General features: G+C 68.3%; 24 protein-coding genes and 1 tRNA gene. 13 read left to right on the plus strand and 12 right to left on the minus strand.

Annotated elements, in window-relative coordinates:
* Positions 1–24 precede the first annotated feature (24 nt).
* Positions 25–198 carry a hypothetical protein gene (locus tag LCF40_RS03930; protein ID WP_198667805.1) on the plus strand — a complete coding sequence of 58 codons (174 nt, stop codon included), beginning with the start codon at positions 25–27 and terminating at the stop codon, positions 196–198.
* Positions 199–243: 45 nt separating this feature from the next.
* On the opposite strand, the gene dpsA is transcribed toward LCF40_RS03930, so the two are convergent.
* Entirely contained in the window at positions 244–789 is a 546-nt protein-coding gene (dpsA, locus tag LCF40_RS03935) for a DNA starvation/stationary phase protection protein DpsA (protein WP_224827437.1), read from the minus strand.
* Between the two features lie 170 nt (positions 790–959).
* Here dpsA and LCF40_RS03940 point away from each other — a divergent pair, with 170 nt between their 5' ends.
* From LCF40_RS03940 to LCF40_RS03965, 6 genes are all read left to right on the plus strand, one after another.
* Complete coding sequence (locus LCF40_RS03940; protein ID WP_224827438.1) at positions 960–1,922, plus strand: carbohydrate kinase family protein; 963 nt, start codon at positions 960–962, stop codon at positions 1,920–1,922.
* On the plus strand, positions 1,919–2,344 hold the full coding sequence (locus LCF40_RS03945) for a DUF7988 family protein (RefSeq protein ID WP_224827439.1): 426 nt from the start codon (positions 1,919–1,921) through the stop codon (positions 2,342–2,344). The genes LCF40_RS03940 and LCF40_RS03945 overlap by 4 nt, the downstream gene beginning before the upstream one ends.
* A gap of 112 nt (positions 2,345–2,456) precedes the next feature.
* Positions 2,457–3,659 carry a metal ABC transporter substrate-binding protein gene (locus LCF40_RS03950; RefSeq protein WP_224827440.1) on the plus strand — a complete coding sequence of 401 codons (1,203 nt, stop codon included), beginning with the start codon at positions 2,457–2,459 and terminating at the stop codon, positions 3,657–3,659.
* A gap of 92 nt (positions 3,660–3,751) precedes the next feature.
* Entirely contained in the window at positions 3,752–4,492 is a 741-nt protein-coding gene (locus tag LCF40_RS03955) for a metal ABC transporter ATP-binding protein (protein ID WP_114575597.1), read from the plus strand.
* A complete protein-coding gene (locus LCF40_RS03960; protein WP_224827441.1) occupies positions 4,492–5,502 on the plus strand; it encodes a metal ABC transporter permease in 1,011 nt (336 codons plus the stop codon). Before LCF40_RS03955 ends, LCF40_RS03960 begins: the two co-directional genes overlap by 1 nt.
* A 132-nt stretch (positions 5,503–5,634) precedes the next feature.
* On the plus strand, positions 5,635–5,961 hold the full coding sequence (locus LCF40_RS03965; RefSeq protein ID WP_224827442.1) for a PRC-barrel domain-containing protein: 327 nt from the start codon (positions 5,635–5,637) through the stop codon (positions 5,959–5,961).
* Here the strand turns inward: LCF40_RS03965 and LCF40_RS03970 are convergent, their stop codons facing one another.
* On the minus strand, positions 5,962–7,407 hold the full coding sequence (locus LCF40_RS03970; protein WP_224827443.1) for a DHH family phosphoesterase: 1,446 nt from the start codon (positions 7,405–7,407) through the stop codon (positions 5,962–5,964).
* A gap of 122 nt (positions 7,408–7,529) precedes the next feature.
* Between LCF40_RS03970 and LCF40_RS03975 the strand changes: the two genes are divergently transcribed.
* A tRNA-Lys gene (locus LCF40_RS03975) sits at positions 7,530–7,603 on the plus strand.
* 243 nt (positions 7,604–7,846) lie between these two features.
* On the opposite strand, the gene LCF40_RS03980 is transcribed toward LCF40_RS03975, so the two are convergent.
* From LCF40_RS03980 to LCF40_RS04005, 6 genes are all read right to left on the minus strand, one after another.
* Entirely contained in the window at positions 7,847–8,497 is a 651-nt protein-coding gene (locus LCF40_RS03980) for a DUF2238 domain-containing protein (protein WP_224827444.1), read from the minus strand.
* The gene (locus LCF40_RS03985) at positions 8,494–9,078 is read right to left on the minus strand and encodes a hypothetical protein (protein WP_224827445.1); all 585 of its coding nucleotides are present in this window, start codon (positions 9,076–9,078) and stop codon (positions 8,494–8,496) included. Before LCF40_RS03985 ends, LCF40_RS03980 begins: the two co-directional genes overlap by 4 nt.
* Positions 9,079–9,485: 407 nt before the next feature.
* Complete coding sequence (locus LCF40_RS03990) at positions 9,486–9,794, minus strand: DUF7853 family protein (RefSeq protein WP_224827446.1); 309 nt, start codon at positions 9,792–9,794, stop codon at positions 9,486–9,488.
* Positions 9,795–9,895: 101 nt separating this feature from the next.
* Positions 9,896–10,357, minus strand: a complete 462-nt coding sequence (locus LCF40_RS03995) for a YqaA family protein (RefSeq protein ID WP_114575884.1) — start codon at positions 10,355–10,357, stop codon at positions 9,896–9,898.
* 83 nt (positions 10,358–10,440) lie between these two features.
* Positions 10,441–10,866 carry a GtrA family protein gene (locus LCF40_RS04000; protein WP_224827447.1) on the minus strand — a complete coding sequence of 142 codons (426 nt, stop codon included), beginning with the start codon at positions 10,864–10,866 and terminating at the stop codon, positions 10,441–10,443.
* Entirely contained in the window at positions 10,863–12,326 is a 1,464-nt protein-coding gene (locus LCF40_RS04005; protein WP_224827448.1) for a sulfatase, read from the minus strand. Before LCF40_RS04005 ends, LCF40_RS04000 begins: the two co-directional genes overlap by 4 nt.
* A 111-nt stretch (positions 12,327–12,437) precedes the next feature.
* On the opposite strand from LCF40_RS04005, the gene LCF40_RS04010 reads away from it, so the two are divergent.
* Positions 12,438–12,854, plus strand: coding sequence for a hypothetical protein (locus LCF40_RS04010; protein ID WP_224827449.1), 417 nt, complete (start codon positions 12,438–12,440; stop codon positions 12,852–12,854).
* A gap of 58 nt (positions 12,855–12,912) precedes the next feature.
* Here LCF40_RS04010 and LCF40_RS04015 read toward each other — a convergent pair whose 3' ends face one another.
* Together LCF40_RS04015 and LCF40_RS04020 are read right to left on the minus strand one after the other, a co-directional pair.
* Positions 12,913–13,653 carry a proteasome assembly chaperone family protein gene (locus tag LCF40_RS04015; protein WP_224827450.1) on the minus strand — a complete coding sequence of 247 codons (741 nt, stop codon included), beginning with the start codon at positions 13,651–13,653 and terminating at the stop codon, positions 12,913–12,915.
* A gap of 97 nt (positions 13,654–13,750) precedes the next feature.
* Positions 13,751–14,197 (minus strand): universal stress protein, encoded by a 447-nt coding sequence (locus LCF40_RS04020; RefSeq protein ID WP_224827451.1) that lies wholly within the window; start codon positions 14,195–14,197, stop codon positions 13,751–13,753.
* 175 nt (positions 14,198–14,372) lie between these two features.
* On the opposite strand from LCF40_RS04020, the gene LCF40_RS04025 reads away from it, so the two are divergent.
* Together LCF40_RS04025 and LCF40_RS04030 are read left to right on the plus strand one after the other, a co-directional pair.
* A complete protein-coding gene (locus LCF40_RS04025) occupies positions 14,373–14,927 on the plus strand; it encodes an NUDIX hydrolase (RefSeq protein WP_114575585.1) in 555 nt (184 codons plus the stop codon).
* A gap of 44 nt (positions 14,928–14,971) precedes the next feature.
* Entirely contained in the window at positions 14,972–15,802 is an 831-nt protein-coding gene (locus LCF40_RS04030; protein WP_224827452.1) for a hypothetical protein, read from the plus strand.
* Between the two features lie 237 nt (positions 15,803–16,039).
* Here the strand turns inward: LCF40_RS04030 and pyrI are convergent, their stop codons facing one another.
* Complete coding sequence (gene pyrI, locus LCF40_RS04035) at positions 16,040–16,516, minus strand: aspartate carbamoyltransferase regulatory subunit (protein ID WP_224827453.1); 477 nt, start codon at positions 16,514–16,516, stop codon at positions 16,040–16,042.
* Positions 16,509–17,426 carry an aspartate carbamoyltransferase gene (pyrB, locus tag LCF40_RS04040; protein ID WP_224827454.1) on the minus strand — a complete coding sequence of 306 codons (918 nt, stop codon included), beginning with the start codon at positions 17,424–17,426 and terminating at the stop codon, positions 16,509–16,511. Before pyrB ends, pyrI begins: the two co-directional genes overlap by 8 nt.
* Positions 17,427–17,581: 155 nt before the next feature.
* On the opposite strand from pyrB, the gene LCF40_RS04045 reads away from it, so the two are divergent.
* Positions 17,582–18,208: an RAD55 family ATPase gene (locus tag LCF40_RS04045; RefSeq protein ID WP_224827455.1), complete on the plus strand. Its 627-nt coding sequence runs from the start codon at positions 17,582–17,584 to the stop codon at positions 18,206–18,208.
* Between the two features lie 81 nt (positions 18,209–18,289).
* Positions 18,290–18,718 (plus strand): nickel-responsive transcriptional regulator NikR, encoded by a 429-nt coding sequence (gene nikR, locus LCF40_RS04050; RefSeq protein WP_224827456.1) that lies wholly within the window; start codon positions 18,290–18,292, stop codon positions 18,716–18,718.
* The last annotated feature ends 43 nt before the right edge of the window (positions 18,719–18,761 follow it).

Raw genomic sequence — 18,761 nt, forward strand, 5'->3', positions numbered from 1 at the left:
TTTAGGCCCACCTAACCTCTCGTGATGGACGTGCCCGCCCGTCGGCGCGAGGACGCCGACGCCACCGACGACGGACCTGCCCCTGTCGAGTCGATCGTCTCGAGCCACGAGACCCGTCCCGGAAAGGTCGTGCTCACCGAGCGAAACAACAGCGATGGCTGGATCTCGAGCACGGTCGCGGTCGATCTCGAGCCCTAAAATCGGTTCTTCGATCCGAACGGTTCTCGACAGCCGCCGACCGTCTCAGTGGGTCGCTTCCTCGAGGGTGAGCGTGTCGTCCTCGAGGTAGTGTTCGAAGTGGTGGCCGTCCTCTTCGAGGGTGACGAGGATCTCCCGGAGGATCTCGGCGGTGGCGTAGTCGCCGAGGTTCTCGGCGAGTTCGATGCTCCCGCGCAGCGATTCGATGATGTCGCCGTACATTTCGAGGTCGTTCTGGAACATCGTCCGGACGTCGTAGACGTCCTCGCCCTCGAACTCGACGGTCGCCCGGTCCTCCTGGTTCGAGGGTCCCGAGACGGGAACGCCGCCCAGCGCCTGGGCGCGCTCGGCGATGACGTCGGCGCCCTCCTCGACGTGCTCGTAGGACTCCTCGAGGAACTCGTGAAGGGGAAGGAACTCCGAACCCTCGACCACCCAGTGGTGCTTTTTGAGCTGGTGGTAGAGCACGTACGAGTTCGCGAGCTCGGTGTTGAGCGCGTCGACGACCTGTTCTGCCTTCTCGCGGTCGAGTCGCAGTTCGTTCTCCTCGACAGTGCCTGCCTGCTGGCGGACTTCCTTCTGGGTACTCATCTCGTCGCCATCTACAGCCCCCGACCACTTAAAGATTTCCCAGGCCCGAATAATAGTTTCCGTATTGGGAACCTCAATTCTCGTTTTCGCTATCTCGGTTGTTCGATAGCCAATCACACGGACGCCGCGTCCGGAAACCGTTAACCGGGTCGCGAGGCGACGGGAAACGGATGGCGCCGAACGTCCTCGTCACCGGTGAGACCCTGATCGACATGCTGCCCGACGGCCCCGGTCCGCTCTCGCGGGTCGGCGGGTTCGAGCGTCGGCCCGGCGGCGCGCCCGCGAACGTCGCCGTCGGGCTCGCCCGCCTCGGGGCCCCGCCACTGTTCTGGACCCGGGTCGGGGCGGACCCGTTCGGGCGCTACCTCGAGGACGTCCTCCGCGATGAGGGGATTTCCGAGCGGTACGTCGAGCGGGACCCCGACGCGAAGACGACGCTGGCGTTCGTGACCCACGACGAGGCGGGCGACCGGGCGTTTACCTTCTATCGCGAGGGAACCGCCGACACCCGCCTGGAGCCGGGTCGGGTCGGCGACGACGCTCTCGAGGGTCTCGAGTGGGTCCACGCCGGCGGGCTGGCGCTCGCGAGCGAGCCCGCCCGCTCGGCGACCCGGGACCTGCTCGAACGGGCCGCGGCCCGGGGCTGTACCGTCTCCTTCGATCCGAACGCGCGCCCGGAGCTCTGGGAGCGCGAGGACGCGTTCGCGAGCGAAGTCCGGGAGGTCCTCCCGGCGGTCGACGTCCTGAAGGCGACCGTCGAGGAACTCGACGCCCTTGGCTTCGCGGGGGACACGGCCGAGGAGCGCGCCCGCGACGCGCTCGACTGCGGTCCCCACACCGTTCTCCTCACCCGTGGCGGCGAGGGCGCCCTCGCGCTGGCCCGGCAGGACGCTCCCTGGATCGACGGGACGGAGCGGGCCACCCACGCCGGCTTCGACGTCGAGGTCGCCGACACGACCGGCGCCGGCGACGCCTTCCTCGCGGGCGCGATCGACGCGCTCGTCCGCGGGGAGGGCCTCGAGGGCTGTCTCGCGTTCGCGAACGCGGTCGCCGCCCGCGCGACGACGGCCGCGGGAGCGATGACGGCCCTCCCCGACCGGGCGGACGCCGATGCCCTCCTCTCCGAACAGTGACCGGTCCTCCGGACCCCGTCCGCGCCGTCGAGCGCTATCTCCGCTCGGAACGCGCCGACGTGATCGCGGCGGTCGGCGACTGTGCCGATCGGGTCGCCAGCGAGTGGGACGGAGGGTCGGCGACCGAGCCCGCGGCAGTCGCCGGCCGGCTCGAGGACTGCCTCGATGACCGCGGCCTGCTCGAGTGCCTGGCGACGGTTCTCGTCGAGGCCGTCGGGGCGGCGGGCTACGACCTTCCGGCGACGCCCGTCGCGGCGCCGCCGTACGTCGTCGTCACGAGCCGCGGCCCCGTCCTCCGGGCGACGGTCGGCCCCGGACGGCTCGTGGTCCTGTTGTCGGCCTTCGAGATCGTTCGGTCTACCGACGGGAGTCGACAGTACCGCCGTCTCGATGGCGTCGACCCGGTCGTCTCTCTGAAGTGAGCCGACACGCGGTTCGCCACGTTGCTAACCCCCCTCCTCTCGATACCACGAGTTATTAAAAAATAGGTTAGATATAATAACACTTTTACCTCCGGGGTGGCAACCGGTGGGTATGAGCCCGACACGACGATCCGTGCTGGCGGGGGCCGGCGGACTCGCCGCGCTCGCCGGCTGTCTGAGCGAGCCCGACGACGGTGCCGAGAGCGGGGAAGAGAGAGGGCGGAGCGGGTACGCCGCCTTCTTCGCGCTCTGGGACTGGTCGGAGCAGGTCGGCGGCGACGCCTTCGGGTTCGAGAACCCGGTCGGCGTCGGCGAGGCGGGCCACGGCTGGAGCCCCGATCAGGGACTCACCGGCGAGGCCGCCGACACCGACGCCTTCGTCTACCTCGACAGCCCCGAGTTCGCGTGGGCCCAGGACGTCGCCTCACAGCTCGAGGACGACTACGACGACGTGGCCGTCATCGACGCGATGGCGGTCCTCGAGTCCGAACTCCTCCCCTGGGAGGGCGGACACGACCATGCGGATCACGACCACGGGAGCGGCGATCACGGGGAGGGCGAGGACCACGAGGGTGATCACGAGAACGACAACGAAACGGGCGATCACTCCCACGAAGGTGGCGACAACCACTCTCACGAGGACGGTGATCACGACCACTCTCAGGAGGGTGACGACAACCACAGCCACGAGGGTGCCGACGACAGCCACAGCAACGAGAGCGACCACGAAGAGGGGAACCACACGGACGGCGGGGCGAGCGCCCGCCACGATCCCCACGTCTGGGTCGATCCGGTTCTCGCCGAGGCGATGGTCGGAACGATCGCCGAGGGGCTGGCGGAGGTCGATCCGGACAACGCGGAGACGTACGAGGACAACGCCGCCGAGTACGGGGAACGCATCGCCGGCGTCGGCGAGGCGTTCGAGGAACTGGTCGCGTCGGCAGACCGGGAGGTCGCGGTCCTCGCGGGCCACGACTCCTTCCGGTACGTCGAGGACCGGTACGGCTTCGAGCTCCACACCCCGGTCTCGGCCTCCCCCGAGGAGTCCCCGAGCGCGGGCGAGATCGCCGGGACGATCGAAGTGATCGAAGAGGAGGGGATCGATACGGTGCTCTACGACCCCTTCGAGGCACCCGAAGGGGAGGTGCCCCCGCTCGCCGAGACGATCGTCGAGAACAGTCCGGCGACGGAGACGGCGCCGGTCACGCCCGCGGCGGGGACGACCGCCGAGTGGGACGAGGAGGGCTGGGGCTGGGTCGAACAGCTAGAGGAGGTCACCCTCCCCTCGCTCCGACAGGCCCTCGGAGCCGAGTGATGGCGAGCACGATGGGGTCCCGGCGGGCGACCGGCACGGACGGCGACGCGGGAACTGGAAGAACTAAACCGCACGGCGACCCACGACAACCAGTGACCGACGTCGTCTCCGTGAAGGACGTGACGTTCGCCTACGGCGAGACGCCCGCGGTCAGCGACGTCACGCTGTCGATCGAGGAGGGGGACTTCCTGGGACTGATCGGCCCCAACGGTTCGGGCAAGACGACCCTGCTCCACCTCATGCTCGGCCTGCTCGCGCCCGACAGCGGCCGCGTTGAGCTGTTCGGCGAGCCCGTAGACGAGTTCACCGACGGCGAGCGCATCGGCTACGTCTCCCAGAAAGCCACCAGCGGCGGGGGCGGGATGCCCGTTACCGTCCGCGAGAGCGTGACGATGGGGCGGTTCGCCCACGCGGGCCACTCCCGACTCGACGAGGATGACCGCGCCGCCGTGAGTGAGGCCATGGAGACCGTCGGCATCTCCGGGCTCGCCGACCGGCGGATCGGCCGGCTCTCGGGCGGCCAGCGCCAGCGGGCCTACATCGCCCGCGCGCTCGCGAGCGAGGCCGACCTGCTCGCCCTGGACGAACCGACCGTCGGCGTCGACGCCGAGTCCCGCGACGCCTTCTACGCGCTGCTCGACTCGCTGAACGAGTCGGGGATCACCATCGTCCTCATCGAACACGACATCGGCGTCGTCACCGACCGTGCCGACCGGATCGCCTGTATCAACACCGAACTGTTCCACCACGGCGACGTCGACTCGTTCGTCGAGAGCGACGCGCTCGCCGAGGCCTACGGGGCGACCGGCCAGGTCGTCCACCACGACCACTGATGGCCGGGCTCCGCCGCCGGATCGAGCGCCTCGGGATCGCCGCGACGGCCGCCCTCTCGGCGCTCATGGTCGGGTTCGTCCTCTGCTACTGGCTCCAGGACTATCCCCCTCTCGGGGCCGCATACGAGCAGTACCGGATCGCCGGCCAGTGGCTCGACTACTATCTGGGAACGAACGTCTTCCGTCACCCCTACATGTGGCAGTCGATTGCGACCGGGGTCCTGATCGGCGTCGTCGGCCCGCTCGTGGGCACGTTCCTGGTCCACCGCCAGATGGCGCTGATCGGCGAGACCCTCGCTCACACCGCCTTCGCGGGCGTCGCCGTCGGTTTTCTGGCGGCCGGTACGCTCGGCTGGAACGGTTCGCCCCTGCTGGCCGCGCTCGTCGTCGGCATCCTCGGGGCGCTGGGCGTCCAGTGGCTCGCCGAACGAACCGACGCCTACGGCGACGTCCCCATCGCGATCATGCTCACCGGCAGCTTCGCCGTCGGGACGCTGATCGTCAGCTACGGCCGGGGCCAGACCGGGATCAGCATCGAGGACTACCTCTTCGGGAACCTCGCGGTCGTCACCCCCTCGGGCGCGCGGCTGATGACCGCCCTGAGCGTCGCGGTGGTCGCCGGGGTTGCCCTGACGTACAAACAGCTCCTGTTCATCACCTTCGACGAGCAGGCAGCCAGGGTCGCCCGGCTCAACGTCTCGGCGTACAACACCCTCCTGGTCGTGATGACCGCCGTCGTCGTCGTCGGCGCGATGCAGGTCCTGGGGGTGATCCTCGTCGCCGGCATGCTCGTCGTCCCCGTCGCCGCAGCCTCCCAGCTCGCGGGCGGGTTCCGGGAGACGATCACGCTCTCGGTGCTGGCGGGCCAGGCCGCCATCGCCGGCGGCTTCGCGCTCTCGATCGCCGCCGGCCTCCCCTCCGGGGGGTCGATCGTCGTCGTCGCGATCGGGATCTACCTCGCCGCGATCGCCCTCTCGAGCCGGTCGGTCGCCCGGCTCTCGACCCATTAGGGTCGGAGAGATCGATTTCCTGAGGGATCGTCCCGGCGGCTCGCGACCGACGGTCCGACGAGTTTTCGCGACGCTGTGACCCGCGGACCCGTCTGACCAACAATTAAGAGTGCGCCCTCCGTGGCCCGAAGCATGGACGAGACACGACAGGAGCTCACCTCCTTCGTCGGCCGGGACGTCTACTCAAGCAACGGCACCTACATCGGCGAGGTCGACGACGTCAAACTCGACGTCGGACGCGAGACCGTTACCGGGCTCGCGATCGGCAACGTAAACGGCGACCTCTTCAGTGCGGCCAACCGCGGCGCCCGCGGCGTCATCGTTCCCTACCGGTGGGTGCGGGCGGTCGACGACGTGATCCTCGTCAGCGAGATCGTCGAACGGACCCAGGAGGAAAGCGAGGGCGAGACCGACGAGGAAGGCGAGGTCGAAGACGAAAAGGAAGCCGCCGCGGCCTGATCAGCCACCGTTCTCGCCGTCGACGCCCAGGGCCTCGAACAGCGTTCGCGTCACCGCCTCCTCGGTGAGCTCGAGCAGGGTGTCGCGGGTGTCCTCGGAGATATCGATTCCGGTGAAGATGCCGAGGGGAATCTCCGCGCTGGCCTGGGTGGAGTGGCCTGCGGTCTCGCCCATCTCGCCGTAGGCGTCCGCCAGGACGTTCCCGATGTTCAGCCGGATGTCCTTCGAGCGCGCGGCGAGGAAGATCGTCTTCTCGGCGATCCCGAAGACGGCGGTCGTCGTCACCCCCTCTAAGTTGAGCAGGTGGTTCGCGGCCTGGGCCAAGGCCTCGCGATCCCGGACGAAGCCCGCGTTGCTGACGAGGTGGCTCCCCTGGACGTCCCGGTTGGCGATCGCTTCCGCGAGGACGTCCAGGGTCTCGGGGGACATCGACGGCGACTCGACCTGCTCCAGGGTGTCGTGGTTCGCAAAGGGATAGAGGTAGGCCGCGGCGGTGAGGTCCGCGGGGGTGGTGTCGCGTTTGAAATCGAGGGTCTCGGCACGGATGCCGTAGAGCAGGGCGGTCGCGACCTCCTCGGAGACGTTCATGTCGAACTCCTGGATGTACTTCGTCAGGATCGTCGACGTCGAGGACATGTTCGGCCGGATGTCGACGAACGAGGGGTCGAACGCCTCCGTCGGCTCGGGCTCGTGGTGGTCGATGACGACGTCGACCGAGAGGGGCAACTCGGCGGAGGTGTCGTGGTCGACGAGCGCAGTCGTGTCGTAGATCGAGGGGTCCTCGACGTCGTCCCACTGGAGGAGTTCGATCCCCAGAAGGTTGACGAACGCACGATTTTCCTGGTGGCCGATGTCGCCGAAGTAGACGATGTCGGCGTCGATCCCGAGGTGGGCCGCGATCGCCTGGACCGCCGCCGCGCTCGCGATCGAGTCGGGATCGGGGTTGTCCTGGGTGACGATCGCGAGCTTCTCGTCGGTCTCCTCTAACACCGTCGTCAGCTTCCCGGCGTTGTACTCGAGTTCGCCCGACTCCAGGGCCCGCAGCGCCGAGTCGGCGATCACGGCCGAGGGGTTGATGACGATGTCGGCGCCGAGGTCGGAGAGCTCGTCGCCGGAGACGGGGTCGCTTGCCCGCGCGACGACGAACTGGTCGCCGTTCTGTTCGCGGATGTGCTCGACGGCCTGCTTGTTGGCCTCGACGTCGGAGGCCAGAATGAGGACGACCCCCCGATCCTCGACGATGCTGGCGACCGTCTCCTCGCGGATGTCGGCCGTCCGGGCGTCCAAGTCCTGGTCGCGCAGGGACTCGACGCGGCTCTCCTCGCGGTCGATGATTAACACGTCCTTGCCCTGTTCGACGAGCTCCTCGGCGACGGCGTAGCCGACGCTCCCACAGCCGAGGATCGCGTAGTCCGAAATCGTAGAGATACTGACCCCGGAACTCATGTTGGCGAAAGCTTGCTCCCGGTCTACTTAACGGTCCCGAAGACCGGAACCTCCGGGACACCCCCAAAGACGGGACTGCCAAACAAAACGTATTTCAACGCGCCGCCGAATCTCGGATACGAGGGCCGGTAGCTCAGTCCGGCAGAGCGTCTGACTCTTAATCAGACGGTCGCGTGTTCAAATCGCGCCCGGCCCGCTTTTACGACGAAAACGAGGCGCGACCAGCGGGAGCTCCTCGGGAACGGTGACCGGAGGGAACCGTGAGTAGGACGTGAGGAACAAAGCGTCCACGAGCGATTTGAAGGAGACCAGAAAGGCGCAGCGAAGCGAGCATTTCTGGTCGTAGTTCACGATCGCGCCCGGCCCGCTTCTGCTCCGAGCGACACCGCGAGTGGCGAAACTTGTCCATCGGTCGTGACACGACGGGCGTATGGAGCGATCACCTCGAGTCGCCCGCCCCGCCGACTCCCCGGCTGACGAGTGTGGCGACGCCGTCGAAGTAGCCGGTCCCCCACAGGGCGACGAGGAGCGCGCCGACCGTGTTGTAGAGGAGATCGAAGACGATGTCGCTCGTTCCGTACTGTGCCAACACCGGTTCGCCGCCGACGACGGCCGCCAGCCCGGCCGAGGCGAACTCCCCGATCTCCCAGAGGACGCCGAAGGCGAGGACGAACACGAGGATGAACACGAACCGGAACTCGCCGGGGAGTTCGACCGAATCGGCCGATCGGTCGAGCGCGTCCACGACGGCGTAGCCGACGCCCGCGACGAGGGTCGCCGACACCGTGTGGGTCATCGAATCGTACCATCCGAACGTCTGGTAGGGACCGAGCGCACCGACCGCGTGGAAAAACGACGCCAGCGCGATCCAGAGCGCGAGCGGGGCACCCATCTCGTGATCGAACTCGCGGCGTATGAGCGCCGGGAGGACGGTGAGCGCCAGCGGGATGCCGGCGTTTACTACCAGCCCGAAATCGACCGTGACGAGCGCGTAGCCGACGATGAGCCCCAGCGCGATCTGGATCAGTCGAACGCCGTGCCAGCACCGCCGGTCGGACAGTCCCGGGATGGCGCCGCCCTCGTCCGTCACGACGAATCACCCAGCTGGCTGTGATGCTCCCCGCCGGCCGTGTCGTGGCGGTAGAAGTAGACCACGAAGAGGACACCGGCGAGCCCGCCGAACGCGGTCGCGTAGACGAGATCCCACATCAGTTCGTTCTTCGTGGTGAGAAACGACGTCGCGAAGACGACGTCCGAGACCCACTGGCCGATAGTCCAGAGGCCGGCGACGGCCATCGTCGCGAGCACGACGAAGGCGACGACGAACCGCGGGGACATTCTGATCGGCGTGAAGGCGTCGATCTCGGCGGTAACCAGCAGAGCGATCGCCGCAACGGTCAGAAAGCCGGCGATCGGGAGGGTACCGTACAGTCGAACCCAGATCGGGACGGCGGCGATCAACAGCACCTCCCAGGGAGGCACCGACGACGGATCGCGCCGAACGATCGGCGGGACGAGGGCGAGAACGACGATACTCGCTCCGAGGGACGCCCAGAGGAGCGATTCCTGCCAGGCGGTCGCGGCGGCTGCAACGACGATCGCCGAGACGATCAGCCATGCGAGCGCCGCGTTCACCCGATCGTTCTCGACGAGCGATCGGACTATCGGCATCCGTTCACCGTACGCCGACGGTACTGGCTGGGTGGCGGTCGGATCGCTCTCCGGTCCGACGATGGCCGGATCGGCCGGCCGTCACCGGCCGCCCGTCCGGACCGGATACTCGACGTGGCCACGGTGGGTGTCACGAGTTCGATGCCGATGTGGTCGTCCATGCGTCAGTAGGTCCGAACCGCCTCCTCCGCCATAATGTCACGCCTTACGCTCGACGGCCCCGGGTCCTGCCGGAGGTCTACCGCCCGGCGCCGGAACGCGTCGGACACGGCGACTTGAGTTCGGACGCGATCGGCCCGTCGGCCGCCGTGGCGGTCCCGGCAACGATGTGCCCCTCGCCTCCCGACGGAGCCCACCGAGGCGCCGCCCGATCAGCGAGAGGCTGGGCTCGCTACGAGGGCCACCGATCACCGCATCGGCTCCGCTTCCGGCGACTCGAGGGCCTCCGTGACCCGGTGGAGGAGCTCCTCGAGTCGGGCACGTTCGAGCTCCGGCCAGCCCGTCGCGTGGTGGTAGTCGGCGAGAACGTCCCGGATGCGCTCGAGTTCGGCGGCCGTGAAGGTGGTTTCGCCGGCGTCTACCCGCTCGAACGTCCGGAGGAGTTCGGGTCGGGGCTCCGTGCCGTCCTCGAGACGCGACAGGAGCGCGTGGTGGAGCGTCCAGCAGGTCTCCCTGGACAGCGAGAGGGTCGTCGGAGCGGGTGGACGGCCGTTCATCGGTCTCCGGCCTACGGGGCGTCGGCGCATAAGGGTTGCCACGGCGTGTCACTGGCGTGACCGAGTGGTCGGGCTCGCGGGACCGATGGCGAGGCCCCGACCTAAAACACCGTCACGACCCCGCCGAGGAGCCCGATCGTGACGAGGAGGCGCCCGAGGCTGCCGAGGAACGTCGCGATCGCGAACCGGACGTAGTCCTTCTCGAGGACGGCGAAGGCGTAGATCGAGATCGTGTCGGGGAAAAAGGGAACTGACAGCGCGATCGCGAGTCCGCCGTAGCCGTAGCGCTGGGCGAGTTGGACCGATCGGGCCTCCGACCACTCGAGGACGTCCCACCGCGAGCGCCGCAGCCATCGGGTGACGGGGCCGGACTCCTTTACCTCCTGGCCGATGTGGAAGGCGAAGACGCTGCCGGCGGCTTTCCCCACCGCGCTCACGATCATGATGCTCCCGAGATGGGCCCAGGTCGGGAGCCCGAGGTCGAGCGGTGCGACCAGGACGATCTCGCTGGGCCCGGGGAGCACGAACGCGATCAGAAACGAGTAGACGAAGATGATGCCCATTCCGGGCCAGCCCGTCGCCGACTCGACGATTCCCTCGAACCCCCCGGCGAGAAAGTCGACGAGGAGCGGCGCCGGTATCCCGATCATACGTCCCACGTCCATCGTGCGTCGAGTACGTATCGGTACACTCCGCTGACGAGGATGGCGACGCCGTTGGCCACCAGATACAGGAGGTTCACCCCTTCGACGAGGACGAACAGGATCGCCAGCTGGATCGGGATCGCCGTCCCGCGGACGACGTTCGTCTTGAACAGGCCGGCGAGGTACTCGCCGGTGCCGGTGTTGCGACTCTTCCGAAACGTCCAGGCGTTGTTGAGGACGTACGAGAGGACGATGGTCATCTCGATGGCGATCAGCGCCCCGAGGAGGTAGTTCAAGCCGGCGGTGTCGACGAACAGCCAGAGCAACACCATCTGTACGCCGGCGGTGATCGCCCCGACGAGGACGAACCGCCGGAGCCGGAGCGCGAGCGGACCGCTCCGGAGGTTTCGGACGAACGAACGGATCATTTGTATCCCAGCGCCTCCAGCCGTCGTTCGAGATCGTCGTCGACGTCCGGTTTCGACGCGGCGTCGCCGTCCGAGAGCCTGTTGGCGTGCGAGCGGGCGATCGGACGGAACTCCTCGACGACCGCCCGTTCCTCCTCGGAGGGATCGACCGAGCGGTCGGTCCCCTGGATCGGGTCCGACGGGCGGTGGTACAGCTCGGAGTCGCCGGTGTCGACGTTCTCGATGTATGTCCAGTCCCTGTCGCGAACGGAGACGAGCAGGTCGCCGTCCGAAAGCGAGCGGGGGATCGGCTGGGCGGTGACCTCCTGGCCCCGGACGGTGACCGAGACGACCGGCTCGTCGGGCGGGGCGTCGCCCTCGCGGACGGTCGACACGAGGCTCTCTCCCTCCCAGATCTCGGGGGCGTCGGCGCCGAGCAGCTCCGCGATCGTCGGCGGGATCGCGTCGAGGCCGATCTGGCCCTCGATCCGTCGGCCGTCGGCGCCGGGAACGTCCGCGATCAGCGGGACCCGGATCAGCTCGTCGTACAGCTTCGGGTAGTGAGCGAGGTGGCCGTGTTCCTGGAACTCCTCGCCGTGGTCGCCCGCCAGGAGGATCGCGGTCTCCTCGCGGGCGCCGGCCGCCGACAGCGCCTCGAGGAGGCGGCCGATGCTGGCGTCGACCTGTCTGGCCGTCGCCTGGTAGAGCGTCCGCAGGTCCGACAGCGTCCGGTCGCCGACCTCCCAGCCCAGTCCGGTTCGCGTGTGGGCGTGGATCATCCGGGGGGTGCCGATCAGGTCCGAGGACACCTCGCGGATGTAGCGGGGTGCGGGGACGTACGGCGTGTGGGTGTCCATGTAGTGGATCCAGAGGAAAAAGGGCGAGTCGGTTCCCTCGATGAAGTCGGTCGCGGCGTGTTCGACGTCGAACATCCGGGAGGTGTCGAGAAAGGGGCGGTCGTCGGCGTTGCCCCGCAGCCGCGAGGCCGCGCGCCTGATCGGCGAGGCCGCGAGCTGGAGCCAGGCCTCGACGGTCGGGTGGGTCGCGAGGTACCGGCTGTAGATGCTCGAGCCGACGCTCGCGACGAACGGCTCGAACTCGTCGAACCCGTCGTCGTATCCCCAACTGGAGGTGAGAAAGCCGTTGGCGGCGTTGAAGCCGGCCGTCGAGACGCCGGCCTCCGAGAGGGTTTCGGGCAGGGTCGGGACCTCGTCGACGCCGATCCGGCCGGTGTCGGCGAACACCGGCCGGGAGGCGAGGATGGAGGGAAAGGAGAAGGGGGTCCAGTTTCCGGTCGCGAACGCCCGCTCGAAGACGGTCCCGCGCTCGGCGAGCGAATCGATCACCGGGCTGTGGCGGCCGTCGTCGTAGGGACCGATCGCGTCCGTCCGGAGGGAGTCGACCGTGATGAGGACGACGTTGGACGTCTCGGAGTCGCCCCTCCCACCCCCGTCGCGGACCCCGGTCGAGAGTGCCTCCACGTTGGTAACTGAACGGTCAGTCGCGGGTTTGACTGTTTCGATTCCGCGGACGACCCCGATCCGGCGACTCCGACCGCGGAGGCTGCAAGCACCAGGGGCTTGTGTAAAACCGTGGTAGATCAGGCCGCAATGTGTGCAACCTTCACCGACGACGACGTCGGCAAGACCGTCGTCAACGCGAGCGGCGACGAGATCGGCATCGTCTCGGCCATCGAACACGGAACCGCCCGCGTCGAACCGGACCCGGGGATCACCGACACGATCCGGGCGAAACTCGGCTGGGAGGACACCAACGAGGAGACCTATCCGCTTCAGGACCACGCCGTCAGCCGCGTCACCGACGACGAGGTCCGACTCGAACAGGACCTCGCGGGCGCCAGCGGGGCCGCAGGGACCGGCCCCGGCACGTCCGGCGTCGGCGACGACGCCGGCATCGGGAACGACTCGGGGCTCACGGACGACGATGACGACCTCCTCGGCGACGACGATACCCGCCGCAACGACGACGATGACGACAGCCTCCTGTAGGCACCGAACTCGCCGACTCGTCCCTTGTCGCGTGCGATCCGGATAGCGGCGGCGACCGCTACATGTACGAGCGGTCCTCAGGGTAGTCCCGGCTGCCCTCCTCGATGGCGTTCATTCGGTCGGCCAGCGTCGCGTAGTACTCCTGGAGCTCCCGGGACTGGCGGCGCAGTTCGCCCTCGTCGACGTCCACTCCATAGAGGGATTCGAGGGCGTCGACGAGCCGGATCGCGGCCTCCAGGTCGGGACCGGGCGAGTGGACGGGCGTGAGGAGCGCGCCCGTCGGCGGCGCGGCGCCGTTCATGCTCCGGGCGACGAGTTCGCCAACCGGGCCGTCGAGGACCCCCCCGCGGAGCCCGTCGAACCCGCTTCCCTCGAGGCGGTGCTCCCGGAACGCGTCGGTCGCGACGGTGAAGACGTCGTGTTCCTCGGGGCCATGGGGGAAGGGGATGCCGTAGGGGACGACGATCTCGGAGATCCCCGCCTCCTCGACCCACGAGAGCAGCGAGTCGACGAACGCCGGCGCGGCCGGCACCGGGACGAACAGCTCGCCGACGACGGCGGCGAGGGCGGTGTCCTCTATATCGTAGATCCGGGTCGGGTTGCGCGGGCGTCCCTCCGCGAACGGGGTGATCGTCGGGAACTCCGCGGGCGAGACGTGGCCGACCGCCTCGCTCGGCAGGTGCCTGGTGAGGTAGTCGGTCGCGGTGACCCCGGCGAAGCCGGGACTCGAGAGGCCGACGACGAGCACGTCGGCGGCTGGTTCCCCGTCTGCGGTCACGTCGAACGTCGAGTGGGACATGACCGGCTCTACGTCGGGGGGTCTCAAAGTTCCATGCCCGTCACACCCCCATCCGTCACGCTCCGCTCTCAGCCCCGTCGCGTTCCGTCGGGTCCGGTCACCCTTCGTCCCCGTCCGCTCCGGGTCCCCTGACGGTCAAGACCGGGACGTCCGAGAGCCTGACGACCTTCTCGGTGACGCTGCCCAGCAGATAGCGGTCCAGTCCCGTCCGGCCGTGGGTCCCCATCACGACGAGGTCGATTCCCTCCTCGTCGACGTACTCGAGGATCGTCCGGTGGGGCGTCCCCCGGACGACGGCCGTCGCGGCGGGCTCGACCCCGGCCTCCCGGGCCTCCGCCGCGACGCGGTCGACGATCCGGTCGCCCATCGTTTCGAACTCCGAGACGATCCCCGCCGTCTCGACGTCGTCTGCGAACACGGTCACGTCGATGACGTAGAGGAGGTGGAGGTCCGCGCCGTACCGATCGGCCAGATCGGCGGCGTGAGCGAGCGCGCGGTCGGTCGTCTCGCTGCCGTCGGTCGGGAGGAGGATCCGGTCGTACATCCCCTCGTGGTACGTCTCCAAGGACCAAAACGATGTCCGACGACGGCCGCGACGACCGGCGAAAGCGGCGCCGGACCGTCGTGACGACCGAAGCGTTATCCTCCCTCCCCGATATACGTCGGCACACGATGGACGTGTCGACCGCCGAACCTGTCGGATCGGCCGGGCGCGGGCGATGACGTTCGACGAACTCGCCGTCCGCGCCGACGACGCCGCCCGCACTGCCGCCGAGCGCTATCGGGACCTCGCTGGACACCACGAGGAGTTCATCGAGCGCGAGGACCGCCGGAGCGTCTCGCGGCGGCGCTTTGCGACGCTCGTCGACCGGATCCGCCGGACGGGCGCGCCCTACGGCGCCCACACGATCGTCTACCGTCCCTCGGGCGAACTCCTCTTGGTCCGCCACGAGGGCGTCGGCCGCTGGGTCCTCCCCGGCGGCGGCGTCGAGCCCGGCGAATCCCTCGCCGAGACCGCCCGACGCGAGCTCGCCGAGGAGGCCGGGATCGAAGCCAGCTACGACGGGCTGGGACTGCTCACACGGATCGGGCTCGAGACCGGCGGCTACGAGACCTGGGGGTTGGTGCCCGTCTTCGCCGCCCGCGCCGAGAGCCTGGTGCCCGAGATCGACGACCCCGACGACGAGATCTCCGAGGCACGGTGGTTCGAGGACCTCCCCGAGGACACCCGCGACCGCGAGCACCTGGAGGCCTGGCGCCGCGACCGGCTGTGAGCCCGACGAGCAACCGTTTTCAGTCCCCGGACCCCACTGCGGGTATGTACGGCGTCGTCACCCGCAACCCCGAGGACCTTGAGTGGCCCGAGTTCGACCGGGGCTTTTTCGAGGTCAAGGACGTCTCCGGGCGCCAGGAGGAGCCCCTCGAGTCGGCGGTGAACATGGTCTCGTGTTTCGCCGACAACGCCGCGGCCGACGCCGAACCCGACCTCGTTCCCGTCGATGGCGACGGCAATCGTGCGACCCGCGAGCAGCCGTACTTCGACTGGGCGTACATCTGTCCGACGGACCCGAACTACCGCGCGGGACTCCTCGAGATCGTCGAGGACTGCGCCGCGGCAAATGGCGACGTCCGCCTCGACGACGTCGGCTTTCCCCGCGGGGAGTATTGCCGGTGTTCGCGCTGTGAGGAGGCCTTCGCCGAGAACACGTACGACGAGTGGGGAGAGTGGCGCGCGAGCGTGATTACGGCGTTCGTCGCCGACGCTGCCTCGCGGGTTCCGGGCCGAACGTATCTCACGCTCCATCCCGATCCCTACCCTGGCCACCTCCGCGAGCGGGCGGGAATCGACCTCCCGGCGCTAGCGGACCACGTCGACGAGTTCGTGATCCCGCTGTACGACACCCACTACGGGACGACCTACTGGCTCGAGACGATCGCCCGCGGGTTCGAGAGCGCACTCGAGACCCCCTTCAGCATCGAACTCTACGCGGTCGACGTCGGCGTCGAGGAGCTGATCCACGCGACGGAGGTCGCCGCCGCCTACGGGGAGGGCGTCCTCTTCGGCTACGACGCGGGCAACGCCCGGGCGGCGATCCGGCGGATGCGCGCCGACGAGCGTGAAGGGGTCTCCCACGGCGAGCCCTCCTGACTACTCGGTCGGTTCGTACTCGATCTCGACTTCGTCGTCGTCCCCACCGCCGAGGACCTTCCAGAGGGCTCCCAGGATGACCACTACCGCCGCGAGTTTGAGCAGACGTGCCATAGCGTGTGATCTGTCGGGCCCCTCCCACTTAGCCGTTCCTCTCATACGGATTGCTGTAACGATTTACCGGCGAAACCGCGATAGTTCTGCGGTTTCGCCGGTAATGATTTACAGAAGCCCGTATCAGGTGTCGATCTGGTCGGCGATCCCCTCGCGGACGATCGTCCCGCAGTAACCACACCGGACGCCATCCTTGAGGACCTCGAACCGGCTGGTGACTGGCTCGTCGGCGGTCGTGATACACCCCGAGTTCGGACACGAGAGGACTCCCGAAACTGCGTCGGGGCGTTCGACGCGGTGTTTCTCGACGACGTCGTACTCGCGGACGATGTTGATCGTCGCGTCGGGGGCGATCAGCGAGAGGACGTCGACCTCGTCCTGGCTCAGCTCCCGGCCCTCGACTTTCACGATGTCCTTGCGGGCGAGGCGGTCGGAGGGGACGTTCATCCCGACGGAGACGCTCTCGCCGTCGCCCCCGTCGATGCCGAGGATCGCGAGGACGTTCAGTGCCTGGCCGGCCCGGACGTGGTCGATCACCGTTCCGTTGTGGATCTTGCTGACCCGGAGCTGGTGGCTCGCGTCGTCTCCGTTCTCACTCATCCCCATCACCCAGGAGCATGTCCAGCAGGGCCATCCTGACGGGAACCCCGTTGTGGGCCTGCTCGAAGTAGGCCGCGTGGTCGGTGTCGTCGACGTCGGGTGCGATCTCGTCCACCCGCGGAAGGGGATGCATCACCGTCAGGTCGTCCTCGGCCGCCTCGAGGGCGTCGGCGTCGATCCGGTACTCGCCGGCGACCTGCTGGTACTCGTTTTCGTCGGGAAAGCGCTCGCGCTGGATCCGGGTGACGTAGAGGACGTCCAGCGAGGGGAGGATCGCCTCGTAGCCCTCGTGTTCGCGGACCGTCGCGCCCTCCAGGTGGAGGTCGTAGACGACCTCGCGGGGAAGCTGGAGGCTCTCGGGGCTGATGAAGTGCTGGTCGGCCTCGAAGTTCGTCAGCGCGTAGGAAAGCGAGTGGACGGTTCGGCCGTACTTCAGGTCGCCCATGATCCCGATGGTGAGGTCGTCGAGCCCGGCGTTCTCCTGGATCGTATAGAGGTCCAACAGGGTCTGGCTCGGGTGGTGGCCCGCGCCGTCGCCGGCGTTGATCAGGGGGACGTTGACGAACTCGCCGGCCATCGTCGCCGCGCCCTGGCGCGGGTGACGGAGCACGAGCGCGTCGGCGTACCCCGCTGCGACCCGGACCGTATCGGCGAGGCTCTCGCCTTTGGTGACGCTGGAGGCGTCGACCGCTCCCATGTCGACGGTGTCGCCGCCGAGGCGCTTGATCGCGGCCTCGAAGCTCATCTTCGTGCGCGTACTCGGCTCGAAAAAGAGCAGGCCCAGCAGGGAGCCGGCGTGGCGGTCGGCGACGGCCCCCGGGTCGGCGTCGATCTCGGCCGCGCGGTCGAGAACGGCCTCGACGTCCGCCCGGGAGAGTTGTTTGCTCGTGACGAGGTGGTCCTGGCGCATTCGTCCGTGATGGCGCCCCGGGCGACCTTGAATCTCCCCCTTCGTCACCCCGGTCGGGCGGACTCCCGGCCGAAGGGAGCGCTCGGGGGGACGGGCGTGCGCGCCCGGTTCGCAGACCAAAAGGTTATGACCGAGACGGACGAGTTGTTCGCCGAATGGCAGATCCGGTCGCCACCGGTATCGACGTGCTGGATCGAAAGCTCGCCGGCGGCCTCCCCCCCGGGACGATCGTCGCCTACACCGCCCGCCCGGCGAGCCAGTCCGAGCTGTTGCTCTACGAACTGACGGCCGCCCGCCGAACGCTGTATCTCTCGACCCAGCGGTCGGCCGAGGCGGTCTCACACGCGATGGAGCGGACGGCGGCGCCCGTCGGCACCCCCCGGATCCGGCGAGTCGGCGACGACGAGCCGCTGGCGGAGGCCCGCGAGCTGGTCGGAGCCCTCCCCGCGGACGCAAACCTGATCGTCGATACGATGGACGTCATAGAGCGAACCGACCGCACCGCCTACACCGCCTTTCTCAACTGGCTGAAAGAACACCTCGTCGAGACCGGCTCGATCGCGGTGTTGCACTGTCCCAAAGTCGAGTCCCCTCCATCGACTCGCTCGACGACGCTCCACGTCGCCGACGCCGTCTTCGACCTCCGGTCGGCCGTCGGCGCGACCGAACTCGAGACCTACCTCACAGTTCCGAAACTCCGTGGCGGGGGCGCGCCGACGGAGACGATCAAGCTCGAGCTCTCCGAACGGGTCTCGATCGACACGAGCCGTGACATCGCGTAGCGGTCCGTCGCGGAGCGATCCCGTCACTCTCCCACCCGGGGAATGCCAATCCTTAATAGTCGAAGCGCGTCGAGTTGTTACATGGCAGTCGTCAGCGTCTCCATGCCGGACGGGCTCTTAGAGCGCATCGACCAGTTCGCCGAGGACCACGGCTACACCGGCCGCAGCGAGGTCGTCCGGGAGGCCGGTCGGAACCTGTTGGGGGAGTTCGAGGACACCCGCCTGGAGGACCGGGAGCTGATGGGCGTCGTCACGGTGCTCTTCGACTACGAGACGACGAGCGTCGAAGAGCGGATGATGCGCCTGCGCCACGAACACGAGGCCCTCGTCGCCTCGAACTTCCACACCCACGTCGGCGACCACCACTGCATGGAACTGTTCGTCCTCGAGGGCGAGTTAGAGGACATCTCGACGTTCGTCGGCAAGATCAGAGCGACCCAGGACGTTCTGACCGTCGACTACTCGGTGATCCCGGTTGACGACTTCGATCCGGTCGCCGACGGCGCCTGAGACGGGAGCGTAGTTTTACTACGCTGCCGACGAAACCACGGGT

Source organism: Saliphagus infecundisoli (assembly GCF_020177375.1).
In the GTDB taxonomy this organism is placed as follows: Archaea; Halobacteriota; Halobacteria; order Halobacteriales; family Natrialbaceae; genus Saliphagus; species Saliphagus infecundisoli.